This window comes from Streptomyces sp. NPDC001157, assembly GCF_053598255.1.
In genome coordinates this window covers 25,361-45,860 of sequence record NZ_JBSFJW010000035.1, presented here as the reverse complement: position 1 = coordinate 45,860, position 20,500 = coordinate 25,361, and the positions used below count along the sequence as shown (strand labels likewise).

Genomic DNA, 20,500 nt, shown 5'->3' with positions numbered 1-20,500 from the left:
TTAACGGTAATTAGCGCCATCGCCACAGTGCGTCAGAAGCGTCCTTGGAGCGTGAGAAACCTTGGCCGGATCGGCTGACTTCGACCTGTACCGCCCGTCCGAGGAGCACGACATGCTCCGTGACGCGATCCGTTCACTGGCCGAGGCGAAGATCGCGCCGTACGCCGCCGTCGTGGACGAGGAGGCCCGCTTCCCGCAGGAGGCCCTGGAGGCCCTGGTCGCGAACGACCTGCACGCGGTGCACGTCCCCGAGGAGTACGGCGGCGCGGGCGCCGACGCGCTGGCGACGGTCATCGTGATCGAGGAGGTGGCGCGCGTCTGCGTCTCCTCCTCCCTGATCCCCGCCGTGAACAAACTGGGCTCCCTGCCGGTGATCCTCTCCGGCTCCGAGGAGCTGAAGAAGAAGTACATGGGCCCGCTCGCCAAGGGCGACGCGATGTTCTCGTACTGCCTCTCCGAGCCGGACGCGGGCTCCGACGCGGCCGGCATGAAGACCAAGGCGGTCCGCGACGGCGACCACTACGTGCTCAACGGCGTGAAGCGCTGGATCACCAACGCCGGCGTCTCCGAGTACTACACGGTGATGGCGGTGACGGACCCCTCGAAGCGCTCGAAGGGCATATCGGCCTTCGTCGTCGAGAAGTCGGACGAGGGCGTCTCCTTCGGCGCCCCGGAGAAGAAGCTCGGCATCAAGGGCTCCCCGACCCGCGAGGTCTACCTCGACAACGTCCGCATCCCCGCCGACCGCATGATCGGCGAGGAGGGCACCGGCTTCGCCACGGCGATGAAGACGCTCGACCACACCCGCATCACGATCGCCGCGCAGGCGCTGGGTGTCGCCCAGGGCGCCCTCGACTACGCCAAGGGCTACGTCCAGGAGCGCAAGCAGTTCGGCAAGCCGATCGCCGACTTCCAGGGCATCCAGTTCATGCTGGCCGACATGGCCATGAAGGTCTCCGCCGCCCGCGCCCTCACGTACCAGGCCGCGGCGGCCTCGGAGCGCGGCGACAAGGACCTGACCTTCCAGGGTGCCGCCGCCAAGTGCTTCGCGTCGGACGTCGCCATGGAGGTCACCACGGACGCGGTGCAGCTGCTCGGTGGTTACGGCTACACCCGTGACTACCCGGTGGAGCGCATGATGCGCGACGCGAAGATCACCCAGATCTACGAGGGCACCAACCAGGTCCAGCGCATCGTGATGGCGCGGAACCTGCCGTAACGGCCGGTCTGCTGTGCGGTGAAGGGCGTCCCCGGTGGGCGCCCTTCAGTCGTCCAGCCCCTCCGCCGCCCGCTTCTCCCGCAGCTCCACGATCGCCCGCCGCCGCGCCAGCCGATGGGTGCGGCGGATCTGGGCCTCCTGGTAGCGGCGCCGGTCCTTCTCCGTCTCCGGCAGCACCGGCGGCACCCGGCGGGGTTTGCCGTCGGCGTCCACCGCGGCGAAGACCAGATAGGCGGAGCCGACCTGGGTGGGCGGGGTCGACTCGTTCCAGCGCTCGGCCAGGACGCGGACCCCGACCTCCATCGACGTCCGGCCGGTCCAGTTGACCTGTGCCTTGACATGGACGAGGTCACCCACGCGGACCGGCTCCAGGAACGCCATCTCGTCCATCGACGCCGTGACCGCGGGGCCGCCGCTGTGCCGGCCGGCCACCGCGCCCGCCGCGTCGTCCACCAGCTTCATGATCACGCCGCCGTGCACCGTGCCCAGAAGATTCGTGTCGTTGTGGGTCATGATGTGGCTGAGCGTCGTCCGGGACGCCGAGGTGGGCTTGCCAGGGACCTCCGGTATATCCGGAGTGTCTGATTCCGCGGCGGGGGCCTGATCTGTCATGGCGTCCACCTTATGCCGAGGCGACATCTGCGGACTTTGTGTTGGCTTCGCAACAGCAGTGCCCTGATTTTCCTACGACCCTTGTGAAGGGCATGGCTGCTCCCTGCACACTGGGCCCCATGAACGATTGGCCCGAGGCATGGTCCGACGACAACCGCAACCGGTACGGACGCGGCAGCGCGAGCGCACACCCTGAGGGTGCCCGCGCGATGCGGCAGGTCCGCCGGCCTGCCTCGGGCGCGTACGGGGGCTCCGGCCCGTCCGCCCCGCCGTACGGCGGCGGGGTGCCCCAGCAGCCCTCGTACGTCAACGGCCAGGGGTACGGCGGCGCCGACGCCGGCGACGGCTACGACAGCGGCTACAACACCGGCCAGGTCTACGGCTCGCCCGGCGGCGGAGGGCCGGGCGGTCCCGGTGACGCGGGTGAGTACCGGCCGCGGCCGAACTGGCGGCGCCGTATCAAGTGGACCGCGATCACCCTGGTCACGGCGCTGGCCGTGACGTCGGTCGCCACGTACTTCTGGGCCGACGGCAAGCTGCACCGGGACGTCGACCTGTCCACGGTCATCGACCGGCCGGCCTCGGGCGACGGCACCAACTACCTGATCGTCGGCTCCGACAGCCGGGCCGGGCTCTCCTCCGACCAGAAGAAGAAGCTGCACACCGGTTCCGCGGAGGGCAAGCGGACCGACTCGATGATGATCCTGCACGTCGGCGACAGCGGCGACACGCTCATATCGCTGCCCCGCGACTCGAACGTCACGATCCCCTCCTACAAGGGGTCGACCTCCGGCAAGACCTACCCGGCCACGGGCCGGCAGACCAAGCTGAACGCCGCCTACGCGGAGGACGGGCCGACGCTGCTCGTCCGCACGGTCGAGGCCAACATGGGCCTGCACATCGACCACTACGTGGAGATCGGCTTCGCCGGCTTCGCGAACATCGTGGACGCGGTCGGCGGTGTCACGATCAACATCGACAAGGGCTTCAAGGACAAGTACTCGGGCGCCGACTTCAAGTCGGGCGAGCAGACGCTGAACGGCGAGCAGGCCCTGGCCTTCGTCCGTACCCGGCACGCGTTCGCCACCTCCGACCTGCAGCGCACCAAGAACCAGCAGAAGTTCCTCTCCGCGCTGGCGCACCAGGTGGCGACTCCGTCCACCGTCCTCAACCCCTTCAAGCTGTACCCGACGATGGGCGCGGGCCTGGACTCGCTCACCGTCGACAAGGACATGAGCCTGTGGGACCTGGCGTCCATGTTCTGGGCGATGAAGGGCGTCAGCGGCGGTGACGGCACCTCGATGAACATGCCGATCTCCGGCTCCGTCGGCGGCAACCTCGTCTGGGACAAGGCGAAGGTCAAGACGCTGGTGGACGAGCTGAACAACGACCAGAAGGTCACGGTCTCGGGTGACTGAGCGGGCCGGCAGAGCACCGTTCGACGCGGTGCTCTGCGATGTGGACAACGTGATCCGGTTCTACGACCCCTCCGGGCTGCACGCCCTGGAGCGGGCTGCCGGTCTCGCCGAGGGCACCACCGCGAAGGTCGCCTTCGCGCCCGGGGTGGATCTGCCGGTGCTGCTGGGCCGGGTCGACCTGCAGGAGTGGGTGCAGGCGATCGCCGAGAGCCTGTCCGGGCTGGTCCCGGAAGCCACGGCCTGGGACCTGGGCACGGCCCTGCTGGAGTCCCCCTTCTCGGCCGACGAGACGGTGGTCGCGCTGCTGCGCCGCGCCCGCACCCGGGTGCCGCTCGTCCTGGTCAGCAATGCCACCGTCCGCCTGGAGGACGACCTCACCGCGCTCGGCCTCGCCGACCTCGCGGACGAGGTCGTCAACAGCGCCCGCGTCGGCCTCACCAAGCCGGACCCCCGCATCTACCGCCTGGCGGCCGACCTGGCCGGCACCCGCCCCGGACGCTGCCTCTTCATCGACGACACCGAGGAGAACGCCGAGGCGGCGGCCGCCCTGGGCATGCAGCCGGTGCACTTCCGCACAGCAGCAGACCTGGAACGGGCGTTGCAGCCGCTGTTCACGTAACGCGGCCCCTGCAGCCTGCGGCCGCCCCCCTCCCGCGCAGCCTGCGGGCATGCGTGCCGCCTGGGGCGGCACGGGTGGGCGCAGGCGGCACCCCGTCAGCGCCGGGCTGCGTACCCACCCCCTGGCCCGCACCAACGCCGGGCACCGCGCAACATCCGGCTCGCACATGATCAAGGGCACCCACGCCGCGGGTGCCCTTGATACTCGCTCAGACGCTCGTCACATCGCGACGCCCGACATCGCACGACACATCTCGGCACACCGCCGACACGCCTCCGCGCACCGCATCATCTGCTTGTCGTCCGGCATGGACATACACGCCTCGGCGCACATGTCGCACGCCTTGGCACACAGCGCGCTCATCTCGGCCGCCATGGGCGAGCGCCGCATCATCATGTCCGCGCACATGCGGGTCATCTCGGAGCAGTCCATGAGCGCACGCATGATCTGCATCTGGGCCTGGCCGCCCATCTGCATGCAGGAGCTCATGGTCTCCTCGCAGACGGTGTGGCAGGACATGCACGCCTGGACGCAGTCCTGCATCTCCTTGCTCATGGCGGTCATGGTTCCGGGCTGGGTCATGGCTCCTCCTGAGAGGCAGAGGGGCCCGGGGGTGGGCCCCGTGCCCTTCTGTTCCTACGCCTGCCGGGAGCCGCGCGCCATCGGGCGGACTGCAACAATCCGCCCCTTGTGCCGCACAGTGCACGAACCCCGACATTCCGTCACGGGTCGTGGCGCAGGGCCGTTCGGGTTACGAGTCGGGTCACGAGCACATCTCCTGGCCCCCCGTCATCACCCCGGGCTCCCCCTGGTCCGCGGCCTCCGCCCGCACCCTCCGCACCTGCTTGAAGTCCGCCCCCGCGATCACCTTCAACGTCGGCCCGAGCCCCTGCACCTCCCGTAGTTCGCTGCCGGGCAGCGCGGTGGCCAGCGCCTTCGCGGAGCGGTCCCACCCCGGGTCGTAGACGATGACCGTCCGCTTCTGGGTGTGGTCCGCCGCGTCCGCCGGCATCCGGGTCGTGTGGAAGCCCGTGGCCGCCAGGGCGGCGTCCACGCGCTTGCCGAGTCCCTCCGTGGCCGTGCCGTTCTCGACCTGGACGTGGATCTGCTGCGGGTCCACCTCGACCGGCACCGGCTGGGCGCGGGAGGGGCGCGCGGCCAGCGGCTTGTCGTCGCGCAGCGACTGGAAGAGGCGGTCGGCCTTGGCCGTGTCCCATTTCAGGGTCTCGCCGATGCCCGGCACGACGTACCCCATCTGCCCGATGGGCACGGTCGTGAACTCGGAGGACGTGGGGGAGAAGTTGCGCATCGCCCGCCCGAGGTCGAGCAGCTCGTCGGTGCCGAACCCCTTGTCCGCCCGCACCGACCCCAGCACGGCCCGCGTCACGTCCCGGAACTTCATCGGGTTCAGCAGGATCCCGGAGGACGTGGCCTGCTCGATGAGTGCTGCCAGGAACCGCTGCTGGCGCTTCATCCGGCCGAGGTCGGAGTCCGCGTCGAGATGCCTGGCGCGCACGAACTGCAGGGCCTGTCCGCCGTTGAGGACGTGCGTTCCGGCGGGGAGGTCGAGTCCGGTGTAGGTGTCCTTCAGAGGGAAGGCGGTGCAGACGGAGACTCCGCCGAGCACGTCCACCGTCTTCATGAAGCTGGTGAAGTCGACCTCCAGATAGTGGTCGATCTTCACATGGGTCATGTCCTCGACGGTCCGGACGGTGAGGTTCGGGCCGCCCTCCGCGTACGCCGCGTTGATCTTGATGGGGTGGCCGGGGGTCCGTTTCCCGGTCTTGTCGTCGGTGCGCGCGGGCGTCATGGCGTACGAGTCGCGCGGCAGGCTCACCACGGTCGCCCGCTCCCGGTCCGCCGAGATGTGCACGATCATCATCGTGTCGGTGCAGTGGCAGGGCTCGCCGCCCAGGTGGTAGCGGTGCCGCTCCGCCTCGCTGATCCGGTCGCGGCCGTCGGTGCCGACCAGCAGGACGTTCATGCCGTGACCGGCCTTGGGGCGGTTCTTCATGTCCTTGAACGGGTCGACGCGGGCGATGCCCGCATCCAGGCTGGTGACCACGGCATGCCCGATCCCGGCGGAGGCGAGGACGACCACGGACAGGGTCGTCGCCGCCCGCATCACCCAACGCGGCTTCCTCCGTGGCACGGGCGGCCGCGGCCCGCGCGGCGGTGGGGTGCGCGCGGGCTGGGGGCGGCGCTGTGGAGGGGCGGGCGCGGCGGACCGAGGCTGCGTGGGCAAGGCGGACACCTCCGGGCGACGGCCGTACGTGGGACCGTGAGCACCGTAGGCCGATACGATCTGTGGCCCGGTTCACCGCCCCGGCGGGGCGCAAAGGTGTCCCCCGTTCGCGGTAACGTTGCGGGCGATGAACGCCAACCCCGACGCGCCGCTCCCCGCCGTTTCCGTGATCATGCCCGTCCTCGACGAGGAGCGGCATCTGCGCGGAGCAGTCCAAGCGATCCTCGCGCAGGAGTACGCCGGCGAGATGGAGGTCGTCCTCGCCCTCGGTCCGTCCAAGGACCGTACGGACGAGATCGCCGCCGAGCTCGTGGCCGCAACTGCGTCCAATGAAAACAAGCGCGTGTACACCGTCCCCAACCCGGCGGGGCGTACGCCCGCCGCCCTCAACGCCGCGATCAAGGCCTCCCGGCACCCGATCGTCGTCCGCGTCGACGGGCACGGCATGCTCTCGCCGAACTACATCGCCACGGCCGTACGGCTCCTGGAGGAGACCGGCGCGCAGAACGTCGGCGGCATCATGCACGCCGAGGGCGAGAACGACTGGGAGCACGCGGTCGCCGCCGCCATGACCTCGAAGATCGGCGTCGGCAACGCCGCCTTCCACACCGGTGGCGAGGCCCAGGCGGCCGAGACCGTCTACCTCGGGGTGTTCCGGCGCGAGGCGCTGGAGCAGCAGGGCGGGTACAACGAGGAGTTCATCCGCGCCCAGGACTGGGAGCTGAACTTCCGGATCCGCGAGGCCGGCGGGCTGATCTGGTTCTCGCCGGAGTTGAAGGTGTCGTACCGGCCGCGGCCGTCGGTCAAGGCGCTGGCCAAGCAGTACAAGGACTACGGCCGCTGGCGGCACGTCGTCGCCCGCTACCACGAGGGCTCCATCAACCTGCGCTATCTCGCGCCGCCGACGGCGGTCGTGGCGATCGCGGCGGGCCTCGTGGTCGGCGCGGTGCTGACGCCCTGGGGCTTCGTGATCCCCGGCGGCTACCTCGCGGCGATAACCCTGGGATCCGTCCCGGCGGGCAAGGGGCTGCCGCTGAAGGCGCGGCTGCAGATCCCGGTGGCTCTCGCCACCATGCACATGTCGTGGGGCTGGGGCTTCCTGACCAGCCCCAAGGCGCTGGCGAAGAAGGTCATCGCCTCCCGGCGCCCCGCGGTGCTCGCCTCCAACTGAGAGCCTGTGTCACAGGCTCTGAGCACCGGGGGCCGCCTGTCGATCCCGGACTACCAGGTGTAGTCCGGGTTCACGTGCATGCACTGCTTCTTGTCCGAGCCGTTGATGACCTGCGCGGACGACGGCGTGCTGTCGTCGTCCTGCGGGGCCGTGTACGTCGTGCCGGAGCGCCAGTCGGCCCCGACGACCAGCGTCACCCCGGAGACGTCGGTCGACTTCTTCACCGAACTCAGCGGAACTCCAAGCGACTTGGCGACCCGCTGGGCGTCGCCCTCCAGGTCCGCGCTCGGGTAGCGGATCACCGTCTTCTCCTCGCTGAGGGCCGTCGTGGCGTCCGCCACCGCCTCGGTGAACCCCTTGCCGACGAGCAGCTGGGCGATCGTACGGGCCCGTCCGCCGACCGCGGGCTGCGTCCCGGTCCTGGTGCCGTTCTGCACCCGTACGGCGATCCGGTCGTCCGCCGCGGCCGGGTCCGAGGACGTGGCCGGCTTGCCGGCCTTCTTCTTGTCCTTGCCGTCCAGCGCGATGTCCTCACGGACGAGCCGGAACAGCTTCTCGGCGTCACCCGGCTTCGGCACGACCCGGCCCTTGTTCGTCGTCGAGTACTGCCAGGGCATCGTCGTCATGGTGATGCGCTTGGTGGGGACCTTCCTGAGCTCCTTGCTCAGGTCGTACAGCTTCGCCACGGTGCCGAGGCCGTCGTCGACGGTCAGCGCCTTGGTGGCCGTCTCGGCGAGCTTGCGGAGCTCGTTCGGGTTGCCGAGCGTGGCGTTCTCGCGCAGCTGGCGGACCATGGCGTTCATGTACTGGTGCTGGGCCTTGGCCCGCGCGATGTCCGTGTTGTCCTCGAAGCCGTACCGCGTGCGCAGCCACTGCAGGGCCTGGATGCCCTTGACGTACGTGGTGCCCTCCGTCAGCTTCAGGCCCGAGCCGTGGCCGTCGGAGGACTTGGAGTAGACGTTGGCGTCCACACAGACCGGTACGCCGCCGATGGCGTCCGCCATGGACACCACACCCGCGAAGTCGATCATCATGAAGTGGTCGATGTGGATGTCGGTCAGCTTCTCCCAGGTCGCCACCGTGCAGCCGGGGCCGCCGCGGCCCAAGGAGTCGTTGGTGATCGTAGAGGTGAGCGCCCCGTAGACCTTGCCGTTGTCGGGGTCCGTGCACTTGGGGATGTCGACAAGAGTGTCGCGCGGCATGCTGACGACCGACATGTTGGTGCGGTCCGCCGAGACGTGCAGCAGCATCTGGACGTCGGCGCGCGGCGCGGTGTTGTACGTCTCCTTGGCACCGCCGAGCTTCTGGTTCTCCTTGGAGTTCCGGGCGTCGGAGCCGATCAGCAGGATGTTCAGCGGCGTCTGCCCGGCCGCGTTGGCCTTGGACCTGGCTGCGCGGTCCTTCGCGTCGCCGATGTTGAGGTCGTCCTTCTTGATGTTGGCGTTGAGGTGCTGGTAGTAGAGATAGCCGGCTCCCGCCGTGCCGAGTATCACCACCGTCAGGACCATCGCCGCCCAGCGCAGCACGCGCCGTCTGCGGCGCTTCCCCTCGCCGCCCGGGCCCTTCCTGCGTCTGCCTCCGCCGTGCCGGCCGTGCTCGGTCGTCGCGTCCCGGTCCCGCGGTGTCAGGGACATCGTGTCCTCGACCGCGGGAACCTCTCCGCGCACACTGCTCCGCGCCAACTCCCTGCCCTCCCACCCCTGGACATGCCGAACCTCTCCGCTGCCCGGTCCCCCCGGATCAGGCGAATGAGAGGGCGCGCCGCCCCTCTGAAGCCCCTCGGACGTGAGCGCGCCTCATCATTGTGCAGTCAGTAGGGAGTTCGCTGTGGGAATCGGTGAAGATCAGGTCCAGCGATACGGTCCGTACACGTCCATGCACTGGCTCTTGTCCGAGCCGTTGATGGCGTCGGAGTTGCCGGGCAGGTCGCCGGCCTTGGGCTTCGACTGCTTCGGATACGCCGTGCCGGTGCGCCAGTCGGCGCCGACGACGACGGTGACCCCGGAGACGTCCGTCGACCTCTGCACCGAACTCAGCGGAATCCCCAGCGACTTGGCGATGCGCTGGGCATCGCCCTCCAGTTCCGCGCTCGGGTAGCGCACGACGGTCCGGTCCGCGGAGAGCCCCGCCGTGGCGTCCTTGGACGCCTTGGTGAACCCCTGCTGCACGAGTGCCTGAGCGACCGAGCCCGCGCGTCCGACGACCGGGCCGAGGGTGGAGGTCCCGGTGGCGTTCTGCACCACGACACCGATCTCGCCGTCCGGCGCCGAAGGGGCCTTCGTGGCCTGTTCCTTGGCGGCCGTCTGCTTGGCGTCCGAGGCCTTGCCCTTGTTGTCGAGGGGGATGTCGTCGCGGAGCATCTCCCAGAGCTTCGCGGCGCCTGCGCTGTCCGGTACGACGTGCTCGTCGTTCTGCGGGTCCGGCACGTTCGGCATCGTCACCGAGGTGATGCGGTCCGTCGGCACCGACTTGAGCTGCATGCCCAGGTCGTACAGCTTCTTGACCGTGCCGATCTCCTCGGAGACCTTCAGGGACTTCGTCGCCGCCTCGGCCAGGTCGGTCAGCCGCCCGGTGTCGGTGAAGACGTTCTGGCTCTTCAGCGTGCGGATCATCGAGTTCAGGTACATGTGCTGAGCCCGGGCCCGCATCAGGTCACTGCCCCAGGCGTGCCGGGTGCGCAGCCACTGCAGGGCCTGCTTGCCCTCGACCTTGTGGGTGCCGGCCGTCATCTTCAGGCCGGAGCCGCCGTGTACGGCGGCCGTCGAGCGGTCCCACACGTTCTGCTTCACACAGACGTCGACGCCGCCGATGGCGTCGGCCATCCGCACGACACCCGAGAAGTCGATCGTCATCCAGTGGTCGATGTAGACCCCGGTGAGCTTCTCCCAGGTGGCCAGCGTGCAGCCGGCACCGCCCCGCGCCAGTGACTCGTTGATGATCTTGTTCGTCTCGGGGTATGTCTTGCCGGTCTTCGGGTCCCTGCACTGGGGGATCTCGACCCGGGTGTCACGCGGAATGCTCACCATGGCGGCGCTCTTGCGGTCCGCGGAGAGGTGGATCAGCATCTGCACATCGCCCAGCGGCGGGCTGCCGCGGTCGTACTTGGCGCCGCCGAGCCTCACGTTCTCGTCGGAGTTACGGCTGTCCGAGCCGATCAGCAGGATGTTCAGCGGCGTCTGCCCCGCCGCGTTCGGGGCGGTCTTCTGCGCCTTGGCGTCGCCGCTGCTGCGCTCGCCCTTCTGGATGTTGCCGTTGAGGTGCTGGTAGTACAGGTATCCGGCGCCGGCCGTCCCGAGTATCAGCACCGAGAGCGTCGTCGCGGACCATCTGAGCACCCGGCGCCCCCGCCGCGGCCCGCGACTGCCCGTCCTGCCGCGCCGCCTGCCACCCGGCCCGCCACCGTCGCGCGGGCCGCCCCGCTCGGGTTCACGAGTGTGCGGAACGCCCCGGAACGTCCCTTCCCCCTGCACGCTGCTCTGCGCCATTTCCCCGTCCTCCCCACCCTGCGCCCATGCATCAGGCCTGTCGTACGTCCTGTTAGACGTACGACAGGCCTGTCAGGTCACTACTTGGCGCACTCAACCTTGTCGGCCGTGGTCTTGTCCACGTCAGGCGCCTTGCTCGCCGCGGTGAACGAGTCCCCCGCGCCCGGGAAGTCCTTGCCGAGGGTCAGCGTGATGGCGGGCAGGCCCTGGGAGTTGGTCACGCTCTTGCCGGGCTTCATCGCCGAGCCGGACAGGCCCAGGATGGCGGCCAGCCGGCGCGCCTGGTCGGCCTGGTCCGGGGCGTACTCCAGCGTCGTCCTGCTGAGCTGTGCGTCCGCGTTGCCGGCGTTCTCGGACTTCAGCACGCCCGCCTCGTTCTGCAGGTACTCGAGCTCCGCCTGCGCACTGCCCGGTTCGGCGCCACCGTTCAGGACCCGCACCCGCACCGCGGACGCGGCCGACTTGGTGCCCTTGAGACGGGCGGCCACCGCGGCCGCCTCCTTCTTCTTCTGCTCCTTCACCGCGGTGAAGGAGACGTCGTTCTTGATCGCGTCGAAGACGGGCTGGGTCGCGCCCGGCTTGAGGACGACGGTCGCGTGCACCTTCTCGGCCGGGTTGTCGATCACCGGCACCGTGGTGAACGTCAGGTTCTTCGGGTTGAGCTTGCCCAGCTCCAGACCCAGGTCCTTCAGCTTGCCGATGCTGTCGAGGTTGGAGTCGACGGTCAGCGCCTTGGTGCCCGCCTCGGCGACCTTGATCATCTTCGTCGGGTCGGTGAGCGTGTCGTTCGACTTCAGCTTCCGCATCAGCGCGCTGAGGAACTGCTGCTGCAGCGTGATCCGGCTCAGGTCACCGCCGAAGCCCACCGCGTGCCGGGTGCGCACGAAGGCGAGCGCGGTCTCGCCCGCGATGTGCCGCATGCCCTTCTTCAGGTTCAGATGCGAGTCCGGGTCGTTGATGTCCTTGCCGAGGCAGACGTCGACGCCGCCCACCGCGCTGGTCAGCGTCTTGACCGCGTTGAAGTCGGCCACCATGAAGTTGTCCGGCTTGATGCCGGTCAGCTCCGTGACGGTGCGCGCGACACAGCTGGGCGTACGGTCGTACTGGCCGAGGCTGGTGTTGAAGCGGACGTGGCTGGTGCCCGCGATGACCTTCTGGGAGCCGTCCGGCTGCGTGGTCGGGCAGTCCGGGATGTCGGTGATCAGGTCGCGCGGGATGCTCAGCGCCGTCGCGTTCGAGCGGTCCTTGGAGAGGTGCAGCAGGATCGTGGTGTCCGCGTGACCGACGCTGTTCTTGTCGCCGTACTTGTCGTTGCCCTTGCCGGTGCGCTTGTCGGTGCCGATCAGCAGGATGTTGATCGCCTTGCCCTTGCTGAACCCGCCGGTGCTCGCGCCGTCGTCGGAGACGGACGTGATGTTGTCGTTGAGGTGCTTGATGTAGAGGTACCCGGCGCCGGCCGCGGCGACCAGCACGAACGCCATGGTGCCGCCGGTCCACAGCAGGACCTTCTTCGCCTTCGACTTCTTCTGCACCGGACGACGCCCGCGCCGGCCCGGCAGCGGCTCCTCGGGCGCACCGCGGCGCCGCCTCTGCGGTGGCACCCCGCGGCCCGGGGCCTTCGGGGTCGCCGTACGGCCGCCCGCCGCGCCGTTCGCGCCACGGGGGGCGGATCTGCGCGGCCGGGGCACCGCCGATTGCGGTGTGGAAGGAGTCAGTCGCAGTTCGTATTCGCCGGTGTTCGGATTGAGCACCCACTGGTCTGCGGGGTCGATGTTCTCCGCCCGCCCACGGCTTTGCGCGTCCACGGTTTCCGAATCCTCCGTTTGGGCCACGCGGCGCCTTCCCCCTCAAAGACGCTCGGGTCTCGGTCACACAGTGCGCGACCCCAGGAAGGACCTGGCGGACCGGTGCACCGGATCGCTCACACTATCCGCCCAGTTCAGTGCGGAGCGACGTCGGTGACAAATTCCACGTCCCTACAACTGGGCAATCCGCCCATTTCCTTGGGTTTTCTTGCGACGGTTGTTCGTCGCGTTGATGCTCGCCCTACCCGCAGCCGTCCTCGTCGGCGGTGTTCCCGCGGAACGTCGGTGCGGGCGAACTGGACGCCGAGGCCCCGCCGTACCGCTTTCCGCCCGACTTCCCGTCGCCGTGTCCGTACGCGCCGTAGTCGTGCGACTGCTCATACGAATCCCCGCCCGAATATCCGTACGAGTTCCTCTCGCCACCCGTGGCCGAATTGCCGCTCTTTGGGCCGGAATCCCGTGGAACTTCCGCCGCGACCGCCAACGGCGCATCCCTGCGCAGCCGTTCGAACAACTTCTCCGCGTCCGGCTCCACGAGCTGGTCGCGATTGGCGTCGTAGACGTACGACTCCCGCGGAACCGTGAGGAATTGCACCGCTTTCGTGGGGATGTCGCGCAGCCCGCGTACGAGTTGATACAGCCCGCGCAGGCTCGCCAGTCCGGGATCGGTGGTGAGGGACGAGGTGGCGGCGTCCAGCACGGGATAGAGCTTCACCGGATTCAGCAGTACGTCGTTGCTCTGCACCTTGTTGACGAGCGCTCCGAGGAACTGCTGCTGACGGTCCATCCGGTCGGTGTCGCTGCCGTCGCCGAGCGTCTTGCGGGCGCGTACGTAGCCGAGAGCCTGCTCGCCGTCGAGCGTGACCCGTCCGGCGGGCAGCTTCAGCTTGGCGGCCTTGTCGTCGATCGGCTCCTTCAGGCACACCTGGACACCGTCGACCGCGTCGACCATCTCCTTGAAGCCGTGGAAGTCGACGACGATGTGATGGTCGACACGGATGTTCGTCAGCTTCTCCACGGTCCGGATGGTGCAGGCCGAACCACCCGTCTCGAAGGCGGAGTTGAACATCGCGAACATCGGCTCGGAGCGGTTCCCGTCGGGCTGCAGACAGGCGGGGACGTCCACCATCAGGTCACGGGGGAGCGAGATCGCGGTGGCGGTGTGCCGTCCCGAGGAGAGATGCAGCAGGATCGTCGTGTCGGACCGCTCGGTCCCCGTGTCCCGCCCGTACCGGGCGTTCCCGTTCCCGGACCGGGTGTCCGACCCGATCAGCAGGATGTTCTGCGCGCCCTTGACGAGCGAGGTGGGCCGCTCCTTCTCGTACCGGGCGAGCTCCCGGGCGGCCGCATCGTCGGCCCTGATGTTCCCGTCGAGCTTCGCGTACACCACCAGCCCGCCCGCGACGGCCCCCACCACCACGGCGGCAACCGCAAGCCCCCCGAACCGCACCCACCGCCGCCGACGACCTCCCAGGGCCATGCTCCACCCCCTCACGGCGCACGAACGTGCAGTGCCGACCTGCAGTTCTTACGACCATGGCCCGACGGGGGCGGCGGGGTCGTGCGGTGCTGACCCGATTGGGTGACAGCAGCGGCTTCCAAGGGGCGCGGGGCTGTGTCGATTTGCGGCTCCGCCGCGTGGGCGCGATCAACCCCCACTGACCCGCACACGCCAAACAACCGCCACCACCCCCTCAGCGGCGCACAACACTCACCCGCTCGCTCGCGATCCGCGAGGCGAGCGCCTCGTCCCCCAACTGCTCCAGATGCCGGCACAACACCACAGACCCCCCGCCGGCAAGCGGCCCGTACAACCCGGCATTCAGCCCCTCCCAGGTGTCGTACGGCAGCCCGGACAGAATCCGCGACCCCGGCCCGGTGAGACCCAGCCCCGCCGCCTCCGCCCGAGCCCGCTCGACAACCTCCGCCCCACTGAACTCCCGCCCGGCCACGATCAACCCGGCCTCCTCGGGATCCACCGCCGCGAACGGCACGAACCGATCCCCCTGGCCGGGCACCTCCACGGCGTAATCGACGAAGCCGTCCGGCGGCTGCGGGAAGCGGCCGCCCAGCGGCCGCAGGGCGAGGGCGACCCGCTCCCCCCGGCAGGCCCTCGCGGCGGACAGCGTGTCCGGCCCGCTCACCACCACATCGGCCGCCGCCGGATTCCCGCCGACATCGGCGACCGCCCCCACCGACGCACACGCCAGCAGCCACACCGCGGTCTGCCAGTGCGCGGGCAGCAGCAGCGCGACCCGGTCGCCCGGTGCCGCGGACAGGTCGCCCTGGAGGAGATTCGCGGTCTTGGCCACCCAATTGGCGAAGGTGGCCACAGACAGTTCGACACGCTCGCCCGTGGCGTCGTCGTAGAAGGTCACCAGGGGGCGTCCGGGGTCCGCGGCGAGCGCGGAACGCAGCAGGTCGGCAGGGGTGCGGTCGGTGGCGTTCACCCGCGCAAGGGTACGCGGGCGACCGCTCGCGCACCCCTTGGTGGGGCCACCGGTTCGGAGGAACGAAAACCGACGGTCCGTCAATTCCGGGATGGACATATATGTATGACTATGTCCAATATCAGGAGCATGCGTGGATTCCTTGCCTCCTCGATCGCCTCCTCGATCGGCGTCGCCTGCGCGGCCGCCCTCGCCCTTCCGCTGACCCTGCCCGTCCCCGTGGCGACGGCGAGGGCCGCGCTCGGCGGCGCACGATCCGCGCCGGGGCCCGCCCGGCCCGACGCCCGAGGCAGCACCCAGTCGCTGCCCCTCGCCCCGCTGACCCCCCTCACCCGCGCCTTCGGCTCCACGGCCTCCGCGGCCCTCATGGAGCAGGGCCTGCCCCGCCGTGACGTACGGCCCTTCTCGATGGTCGGCGTCATCTGGGACAACCCGAACACCGAACTGCACGGCCATGTCCAGGTCCGCACCCGCGCGACCGGCAACGGCGTCTGGTCCGGCTGGCGCAGCCTGGAGACGCACAACGACGACGCGCCGGACCCCGGCACCGCCGAGCGCACCTCGGGCCACGTCCGCGGCTCCACCGCACCGCTGTGGGTGGGCGACTCGGACGCGGTGGAGGTCCGGGTCCGGGCCGAGGGCACAGGCCGTACCGAGGACCACTCCCCGAGCACCCGCGCCGTCCCGGCCGCAGCCGCCCTCCCCTCGGGCCTGCGTCTGGAACTCGTGGACCCCGGCGACCCGGACGACGGGGGCGACGAGGTCCCGATGCGTGGTACGGCGCCGCTCGTGCCGCACGGCAGCCAGGCCGGGCCTCCCGGTGCCGGGACCGGCAACTCGGAGTCGGCCGAGGCCCTGGCCTCGTCCACCGCCAACGCCGATCTCGTCCCGCTCGGCGCCACCGTGATCCCTGCACTGAGCAAGTCCGCGACCGAGCGGGAGATGCGGACACTGCGCGGAGACGAGTTGACGGCGAGTCAGCGCAAGAAGCCGCACATCGGCCCCCGCCCCCGCATCGTCACCCGCAGGGGCTGGGGTGCGGACGAGGATCTGCGCGAGAGGGGGTTCGCCTACACGAAGAAGGTCAAGGCGGCGTTCGTGCACCACACGTCGTCCGGCAACACCTACCGCTGTTCGCAGGCCGCCTCCGTCATCCGTGCCATCTACCGCTACCACGTTGTGAGCATGGGCTGGCGCGACATCGGCTACAACTTCCTCGTCGACAAGTGCGGAACCATCTACGAGGGCCGCGCCGGGGGAGTGGCGAAGGCGGTCAGGGGCGCTCACACTCTCGGTTTCAACAACAACAGCATGGGCATCGCCGTCATCGGCAACCTCAGCAAGAGCAAGCCGCCCGCGGCCGTCCTGAAGGCCATCGCCCGGCTCACGGCCTGGAAGCTGGGCCTCTTCGGTGCCAATCCGCGCGGAAAGACATATCTGAAGTCGAGCGGTGGCAATCTCTACCGAAAGGGTAAGAACGTCCGAATGAATGTGATCTCCGGCCACCGTGACGGCTACCCCACGGCCTGCCCGGGCTGGCAGCTCTACCGAAAGCTCGGCACGATCCGCTCCGCCGCGGCGCACTACCAGGGTCGCCGTTGAGCGACCGCCGGACTCCGCAAGGGAGTTGGGCACGGAGGAACACTTCATGCCACGGGGGCACCGGATGGAACCGCGGAACGCCGCACGGCCGTCGAAATCGCCACACGACGGTCTGCATAAACTGGCCGGCCGAAAGACAGTTCGGCCGGTCCCGGCAGGAAGCAGAGACGACAGGTGACAGAAGCGATCCTCCTGGTCGGCGGCAAGGGCACGCGGTTGCGCCCGCTCACGGTCCACACCCCGAAGCCCATGGTCCGCGCGGCCGGCGTCCCGTTCCTCACCCACCAGCTGGCGAGAGCGAGAGCCGCGGGGGTGGACCACATCGTCCTGGCCACCTCCTATCTGGCCGAGGTCTTCGAGCCGTACTTCGGCGACGGCTCGTCCCTGGGCCTGCGCATCGAGTACGTGACGGAGGAGGAGCCCCTCGGCACGGGCGGCGCCATCCGCAACGTCGCGTCGCGTCTGCACTCGGGCCCCGACGACCCGGTCCTCGTCTTCAACGGCGACATCCTCACCGGCCTGAACATCCGCGCCCTGGTCGACACTCACGAGAAGACGGGCGCCGACGTCTCCCTCCACCTGACCAAGGTCACGGACCCCCGCGCCTACGGCCTGGTTCCCACGGACGAGACCGGCCGTGTCCTCGCCTTCCTGGAGAAGCCGCAGACCCCCGAGGAGATCGTCACCGACCAGATCAACGCGGGGGCGTACGTCTTCCGCCGCTCGGTCATCGACACGATCCCCGCGGGCCGCCCGGTCTCGGTCGAACGCGAGACCTTCCCCGACCTCCTCGCGGCCGGGGCCCATCTGCAGGGCATGGTCGACTCGACGTACTGGCTGGACCTGGGCACCCCGGCGGCCTTCGTCCGCGGCTCCGCCGACCTCGTCCTGGGCCGCGCCCCGTCCCCCGCGGTCCCCGGCCGATGCGGCGACCGCCTGATCCTGCCGACGGCCAGGGTCGCCCCCGACGCCAAGCTGACGGGCGGCACGGTGGTGGGCGAGGGCGCGTTCGTGGCGGAGGGCGCGCGGGTCTTCGGCTCGACCATCCTGCCGGGCGCCGTCATCGAACCCGGCGCCGTCATCACCGACTCCCTCATCGGCACCCGAGCCCGCGTGGGCGAACGCTCGGTCCTGACCGGCACGGTCATCGGCGACGGCGCCGTCATCGGCGCCGACAACGAACTGCGGGACGGCGTACGGGTGTGGTGCGACGCACAGATCCCCGCGGGATCGGTGCGGTTCTCCTCGGACCAGTAGTGCCGCCCCGGGAGCGCCCCGCCCGGCTCTCACACGCGCGGCGCCCCCGTCACCGACATCACCAGTGAGTACAGCGAGGTGGTGGCCGTGATGAACAGCCGGTTGTTCTTCGGGCCGCCGAAGGCGATGTTGGAGACCGGCTCGGGCACGCGGAGCCGGCCGACGAGGGTGCCGTCGGGGTCGTAGCAGTGCACCCCGTCGGAGAGCGCGGCGGCCCACAGCCGGCCCTCGTCGTCGAAGCGGATGTTGTCGAAGTGGACGCCGTCGGCCGCCGTGGCGAAGACCTTTCCGCCGGACAGCGTGCCGTCCTCGCCGACGTCGAAGACGCGGATACGGGCGGCCCGGGTGTCGGAAACGTACAGCCGCCGCTCGTCCGGGGAGAGGATGACGCCGTTGGGTCCCTCGAACCCGTCGGCGGCGAGCTGTACCCGCCCGCTCACCGGGTCGATCCGGTACACGTTGCACGCGCCGATCTCCGACTCGGCGCGATGGCCCTCGTAGTCGCTGGTGATGCCGAAGTCCGGGTCGGAGAACCAGATCGTGCCGTCGGAGCGGACGACGGAGTCGTTCGGGCTGTTGAGGCGCTTGCCGTCGTAGCGGTCGGCGAGGACGGTGACCGAACCGTCGGGCTCGGTGCGGGTGACGCGGCGGTTGCCCTGCTCGCAGCTCACCAGCCGGCCCTGCCGGTCGAGCGTGTTGCCGTTGACGTGACCGGCCGGGGCGCGGAAGACGGTGACGGCGCCGGTGGCCTCGTCCCAGCGCAGCATGCGGTCGTTCGGGATGTCGCTCCAGATCAGCTGGCGCCAGGCGGGCAGATACAGCGGGCCCTCGGCCCAGCGGCAGCCGTCGTACAGCACCTCCAGCCGGCTGTCGCCGTTCGTACACCGTCCGGTCCGGAAGCGGTCGTCCAGGATCTCGTACAGGTCCTTGACGATGATGCCTGACATGGTTCCCCCAGAGGGATATCGATCAGAATGAAATTCAACGTAACATGCACTCTGCTGAATCAGATATGGTTTCCATATGAAGCGAGTGGATGACATCGACCGACGGCTGATCGCGCTGCTCCAGCGGGACGCCGCGCAGTCCTACGCTGCGCTGGGCAAGGAGGTCGGCCTGTCGGCGGGCGCCGCCCACGAGCGGGTGCGCAAGCTGCGTGAGCAGGGGGTCATCCGGACCACGACGGTCGACGTCGACCCCGGTGCGCTCGACCGCGGAGTGCTCGCCTTCGTCCATGTCGACGCCGGCGCGTGGATGGGGGAGCGGGGCGATGCCTTCGCCGCCGTACCGGAGATCCAGGAGGCACACGTCATCGCGGGCAGCGCGGCCGTACTGGTGAAGGTGCGGACCGCCACCACCGAACAGCTCCAGGACGTGCTGCGACGCCTGTACGCGATCGAGGGGGTCAGCGGGACGCACGCGACGGTGGTCCTGGAGACGTTCTTCGAGCGGCCGGTGAACGCGGGCTGATCCGTTCGCGGCGTCAGAGCCGACCGATGTCGGTCTTCGGCATCTTCGGCATCCGCCGCGCCGGCGTACGCCCACTCAGCAGAATGAGCCGCGCGGCCCGATGCCGCTGCCCCGCATACGGCTCCAACAACTCCAGCATCGCCGCATCATCCGCATCCCGATCTCCCGCCAGCGCCCACCCCACGATGCCCGGCAGATGCAGGTCCCCGACGGTCACGGCGTCCGGCGCCCCATGACTGCGCTGCACGGTCTCCGCCGACGTCCACGGGCCGATCCCCGACACGAGCTCCAACCGCGCCTGCGCGGCCGCCGGTTCCATCCCGACCGCCTCCTCCAGACGTGCGGCGACCCGCACGGCACGCAGGATGGTCGAGGCCCGCTTGTTGTCGACCCCGGCCCGGTGCCACTCCCACGACGGGATCAGGGCCCACGTCCGCGGGGCCGGCATCACCCACAGCCGCCCGCCGGCCGCGGGCCCCGGCGCCGGCTCCCCGTACTTGCGCACCAGCAGCCGCCACGCCCGGTACGCCTCCCCGGTCGTGACCTTCTGCTCCAGAATCGACGGGATCAGCGACTCCATCACCAGCCCGGTCCGCGTCAGCCGCAGCCCCGGCCGCCGATGCGCCGTGTGCGCCACCAGCCGGTGCCGCGGCACGAACGCATCCGGCTCGTCCGCGCCCCCCAGCAGCTCCGGCAACTGCTCCAGCAGCCACTCGGCCCCGGGCCCCCAGGCCTCCCCACGGACCTCACCTCCACAGACGGAGACCCGCAGAGTCCCGGGCCCGCCGGGAGTCAGACTGGCCCGCCAGACGGACCCGTCGGGCATGGCACCGAACGTCGGATCCCCGCCACCACGCCGAAGCGGCCCCAGCACGAGCCCGAGATCCAACGGCCCGTCCGGTACGACGGTCCGCACCCGTCCGGGCGCCACGGCCTGCCGAGGCACCCCACCCCGCGCGGGCACGGCAACATGCCCACCGCGCACGGTCGTACGGGTGGGCCGGGGAGAGAACCGTCCTGCCACAGCTGAGTTCCTGGAGTATCGGGGGGATGCCCTACGAGACTAGGCGGTACATGCGACCACGAGTGTCAATAACGCTCCCAAGGGGCGCGGGGAACTGCGCGACCAGCCCCCACTCACCCGTAG

General features: G+C 69.8%; 17 protein-coding genes. 7 read left to right on the top strand and 10 right to left on the bottom strand.

Annotation, left to right across the window (positions count from 1 at the left end):
* The first annotated feature begins 61 nt into the window (after positions 1–61).
* Positions 62–1,219: an acyl-CoA dehydrogenase gene (locus tag ACWDAG_RS38735; RefSeq protein WP_099929305.1), complete on the top strand. Its 1,158-nt coding sequence runs from the start codon at positions 62–64 to the stop codon at positions 1,217–1,219.
* Between the two features lie 45 nt (positions 1,220–1,264).
* On the opposite strand, the gene ACWDAG_RS38730 is transcribed toward ACWDAG_RS38735, so the two are convergent.
* Positions 1,265–1,858 (bottom strand): acyl-CoA thioesterase, encoded by a 594-nt coding sequence (locus ACWDAG_RS38730; RefSeq protein WP_450700245.1) that lies wholly within the window; start codon positions 1,856–1,858, stop codon positions 1,265–1,267.
* 92 nt (positions 1,859–1,950) lie between these two features.
* Between ACWDAG_RS38730 and ACWDAG_RS38725 the strand changes: the two genes are divergently transcribed.
* Together ACWDAG_RS38725 and ACWDAG_RS38720 are read left to right on the top strand one after the other, a co-directional pair.
* Positions 1,951–3,249 carry an LCP family protein gene (locus ACWDAG_RS38725; RefSeq protein WP_450700244.1) on the top strand — a complete coding sequence of 433 codons (1,299 nt, stop codon included), beginning with the start codon at positions 1,951–1,953 and terminating at the stop codon, positions 3,247–3,249.
* Positions 3,242–3,868 carry an HAD family hydrolase gene (locus tag ACWDAG_RS38720; protein ID WP_450700243.1) on the top strand — a complete coding sequence of 209 codons (627 nt, stop codon included), beginning with the start codon at positions 3,242–3,244 and terminating at the stop codon, positions 3,866–3,868. The genes ACWDAG_RS38725 and ACWDAG_RS38720 overlap by 8 nt, the downstream gene beginning before the upstream one ends.
* Before the next feature lie 219 nt (positions 3,869–4,087).
* Here the strand turns inward: ACWDAG_RS38720 and ACWDAG_RS38715 are convergent, their stop codons facing one another.
* Both ACWDAG_RS38715 and ACWDAG_RS38710 read right to left on the bottom strand, forming a co-directional pair.
* Positions 4,088–4,450 carry a four-helix bundle copper-binding protein gene (locus ACWDAG_RS38715; protein ID WP_450700242.1) on the bottom strand — a complete coding sequence of 121 codons (363 nt, stop codon included), beginning with the start codon at positions 4,448–4,450 and terminating at the stop codon, positions 4,088–4,090.
* 181 nt (positions 4,451–4,631) lie between these two features.
* Positions 4,632–6,113: an LCP family protein gene (locus ACWDAG_RS38710; RefSeq protein WP_450700241.1), complete on the bottom strand. Its 1,482-nt coding sequence runs from the start codon at positions 6,111–6,113 to the stop codon at positions 4,632–4,634.
* 127 nt (positions 6,114–6,240) lie between these two features.
* Here ACWDAG_RS38710 and ACWDAG_RS38705 point away from each other — a divergent pair, with 127 nt between their 5' ends.
* Positions 6,241–7,284, top strand: coding sequence for a glycosyltransferase family 2 protein (locus ACWDAG_RS38705; protein ID WP_450700240.1), 1,044 nt, complete (start codon positions 6,241–6,243; stop codon positions 7,282–7,284).
* A 50-nt stretch (positions 7,285–7,334) separates the two neighbouring features.
* Here ACWDAG_RS38705 and ACWDAG_RS38700 read toward each other — a convergent pair whose 3' ends face one another.
* The 5 genes from ACWDAG_RS38700 to ACWDAG_RS38680 form a co-directional block, all read right to left on the bottom strand.
* Positions 7,335–8,918: an LCP family protein gene (locus ACWDAG_RS38700; RefSeq protein ID WP_450700239.1), complete on the bottom strand. Its 1,584-nt coding sequence runs from the start codon at positions 8,916–8,918 to the stop codon at positions 7,335–7,337.
* Positions 8,919–9,128: 210 nt separating this feature from the next.
* The gene (locus ACWDAG_RS38695) at positions 9,129–10,769 is read right to left on the bottom strand and encodes an LCP family protein (protein WP_450700238.1); all 1,641 of its coding nucleotides are present in this window, start codon (positions 10,767–10,769) and stop codon (positions 9,129–9,131) included.
* Between the two features lie 80 nt (positions 10,770–10,849).
* Complete coding sequence (locus tag ACWDAG_RS38690) at positions 10,850–12,574, bottom strand: LCP family glycopolymer transferase (RefSeq protein WP_450700237.1); 1,725 nt, start codon at positions 12,572–12,574, stop codon at positions 10,850–10,852.
* Between the two features lie 241 nt (positions 12,575–12,815).
* The gene (locus ACWDAG_RS38685) at positions 12,816–14,054 is read right to left on the bottom strand and encodes an LCP family protein (protein WP_450700236.1); all 1,239 of its coding nucleotides are present in this window, start codon (positions 14,052–14,054) and stop codon (positions 12,816–12,818) included.
* Between the two features lie 214 nt (positions 14,055–14,268).
* Positions 14,269–15,024, bottom strand: coding sequence for a TIGR03089 family protein (locus tag ACWDAG_RS38680; protein WP_450700235.1), 756 nt, complete (start codon positions 15,022–15,024; stop codon positions 14,269–14,271).
* Between the two features lie 129 nt (positions 15,025–15,153).
* Between ACWDAG_RS38680 and ACWDAG_RS38675 the strand changes: the two genes are divergently transcribed.
* Entirely contained in the window at positions 15,154–16,626 is a 1,473-nt protein-coding gene (locus tag ACWDAG_RS38675) for an N-acetylmuramoyl-L-alanine amidase (RefSeq protein ID WP_450700234.1), read from the top strand.
* Between the two features lie 174 nt (positions 16,627–16,800).
* Positions 16,801–17,883 carry a sugar phosphate nucleotidyltransferase gene (locus tag ACWDAG_RS38670; protein ID WP_450700233.1) on the top strand — a complete coding sequence of 361 codons (1,083 nt, stop codon included), beginning with the start codon at positions 16,801–16,803 and terminating at the stop codon, positions 17,881–17,883.
* Positions 17,884–17,912: 29 nt separating this feature from the next.
* On the opposite strand, the gene ACWDAG_RS38665 is transcribed toward ACWDAG_RS38670, so the two are convergent.
* On the bottom strand, positions 17,913–18,830 hold the full coding sequence (locus ACWDAG_RS38665) for an SMP-30/gluconolactonase/LRE family protein (protein ID WP_450700232.1): 918 nt from the start codon (positions 18,828–18,830) through the stop codon (positions 17,913–17,915).
* 85 nt (positions 18,831–18,915) lie between these two features.
* On the opposite strand from ACWDAG_RS38665, the gene ACWDAG_RS38660 reads away from it, so the two are divergent.
* The gene (locus ACWDAG_RS38660) at positions 18,916–19,353 is read left to right on the top strand and encodes an Lrp/AsnC family transcriptional regulator (RefSeq protein ID WP_450700289.1); all 438 of its coding nucleotides are present in this window, start codon (positions 18,916–18,918) and stop codon (positions 19,351–19,353) included.
* A gap of 13 nt (positions 19,354–19,366) precedes the next feature.
* Here ACWDAG_RS38660 and ACWDAG_RS38655 read toward each other — a convergent pair whose 3' ends face one another.
* Positions 19,367–20,377 (bottom strand): DNA-3-methyladenine glycosylase family protein, encoded by a 1,011-nt coding sequence (locus tag ACWDAG_RS38655; protein ID WP_450700231.1) that lies wholly within the window; start codon positions 20,375–20,377, stop codon positions 19,367–19,369.
* Positions 20,378–20,500: the final 123 nt, after the last annotated feature.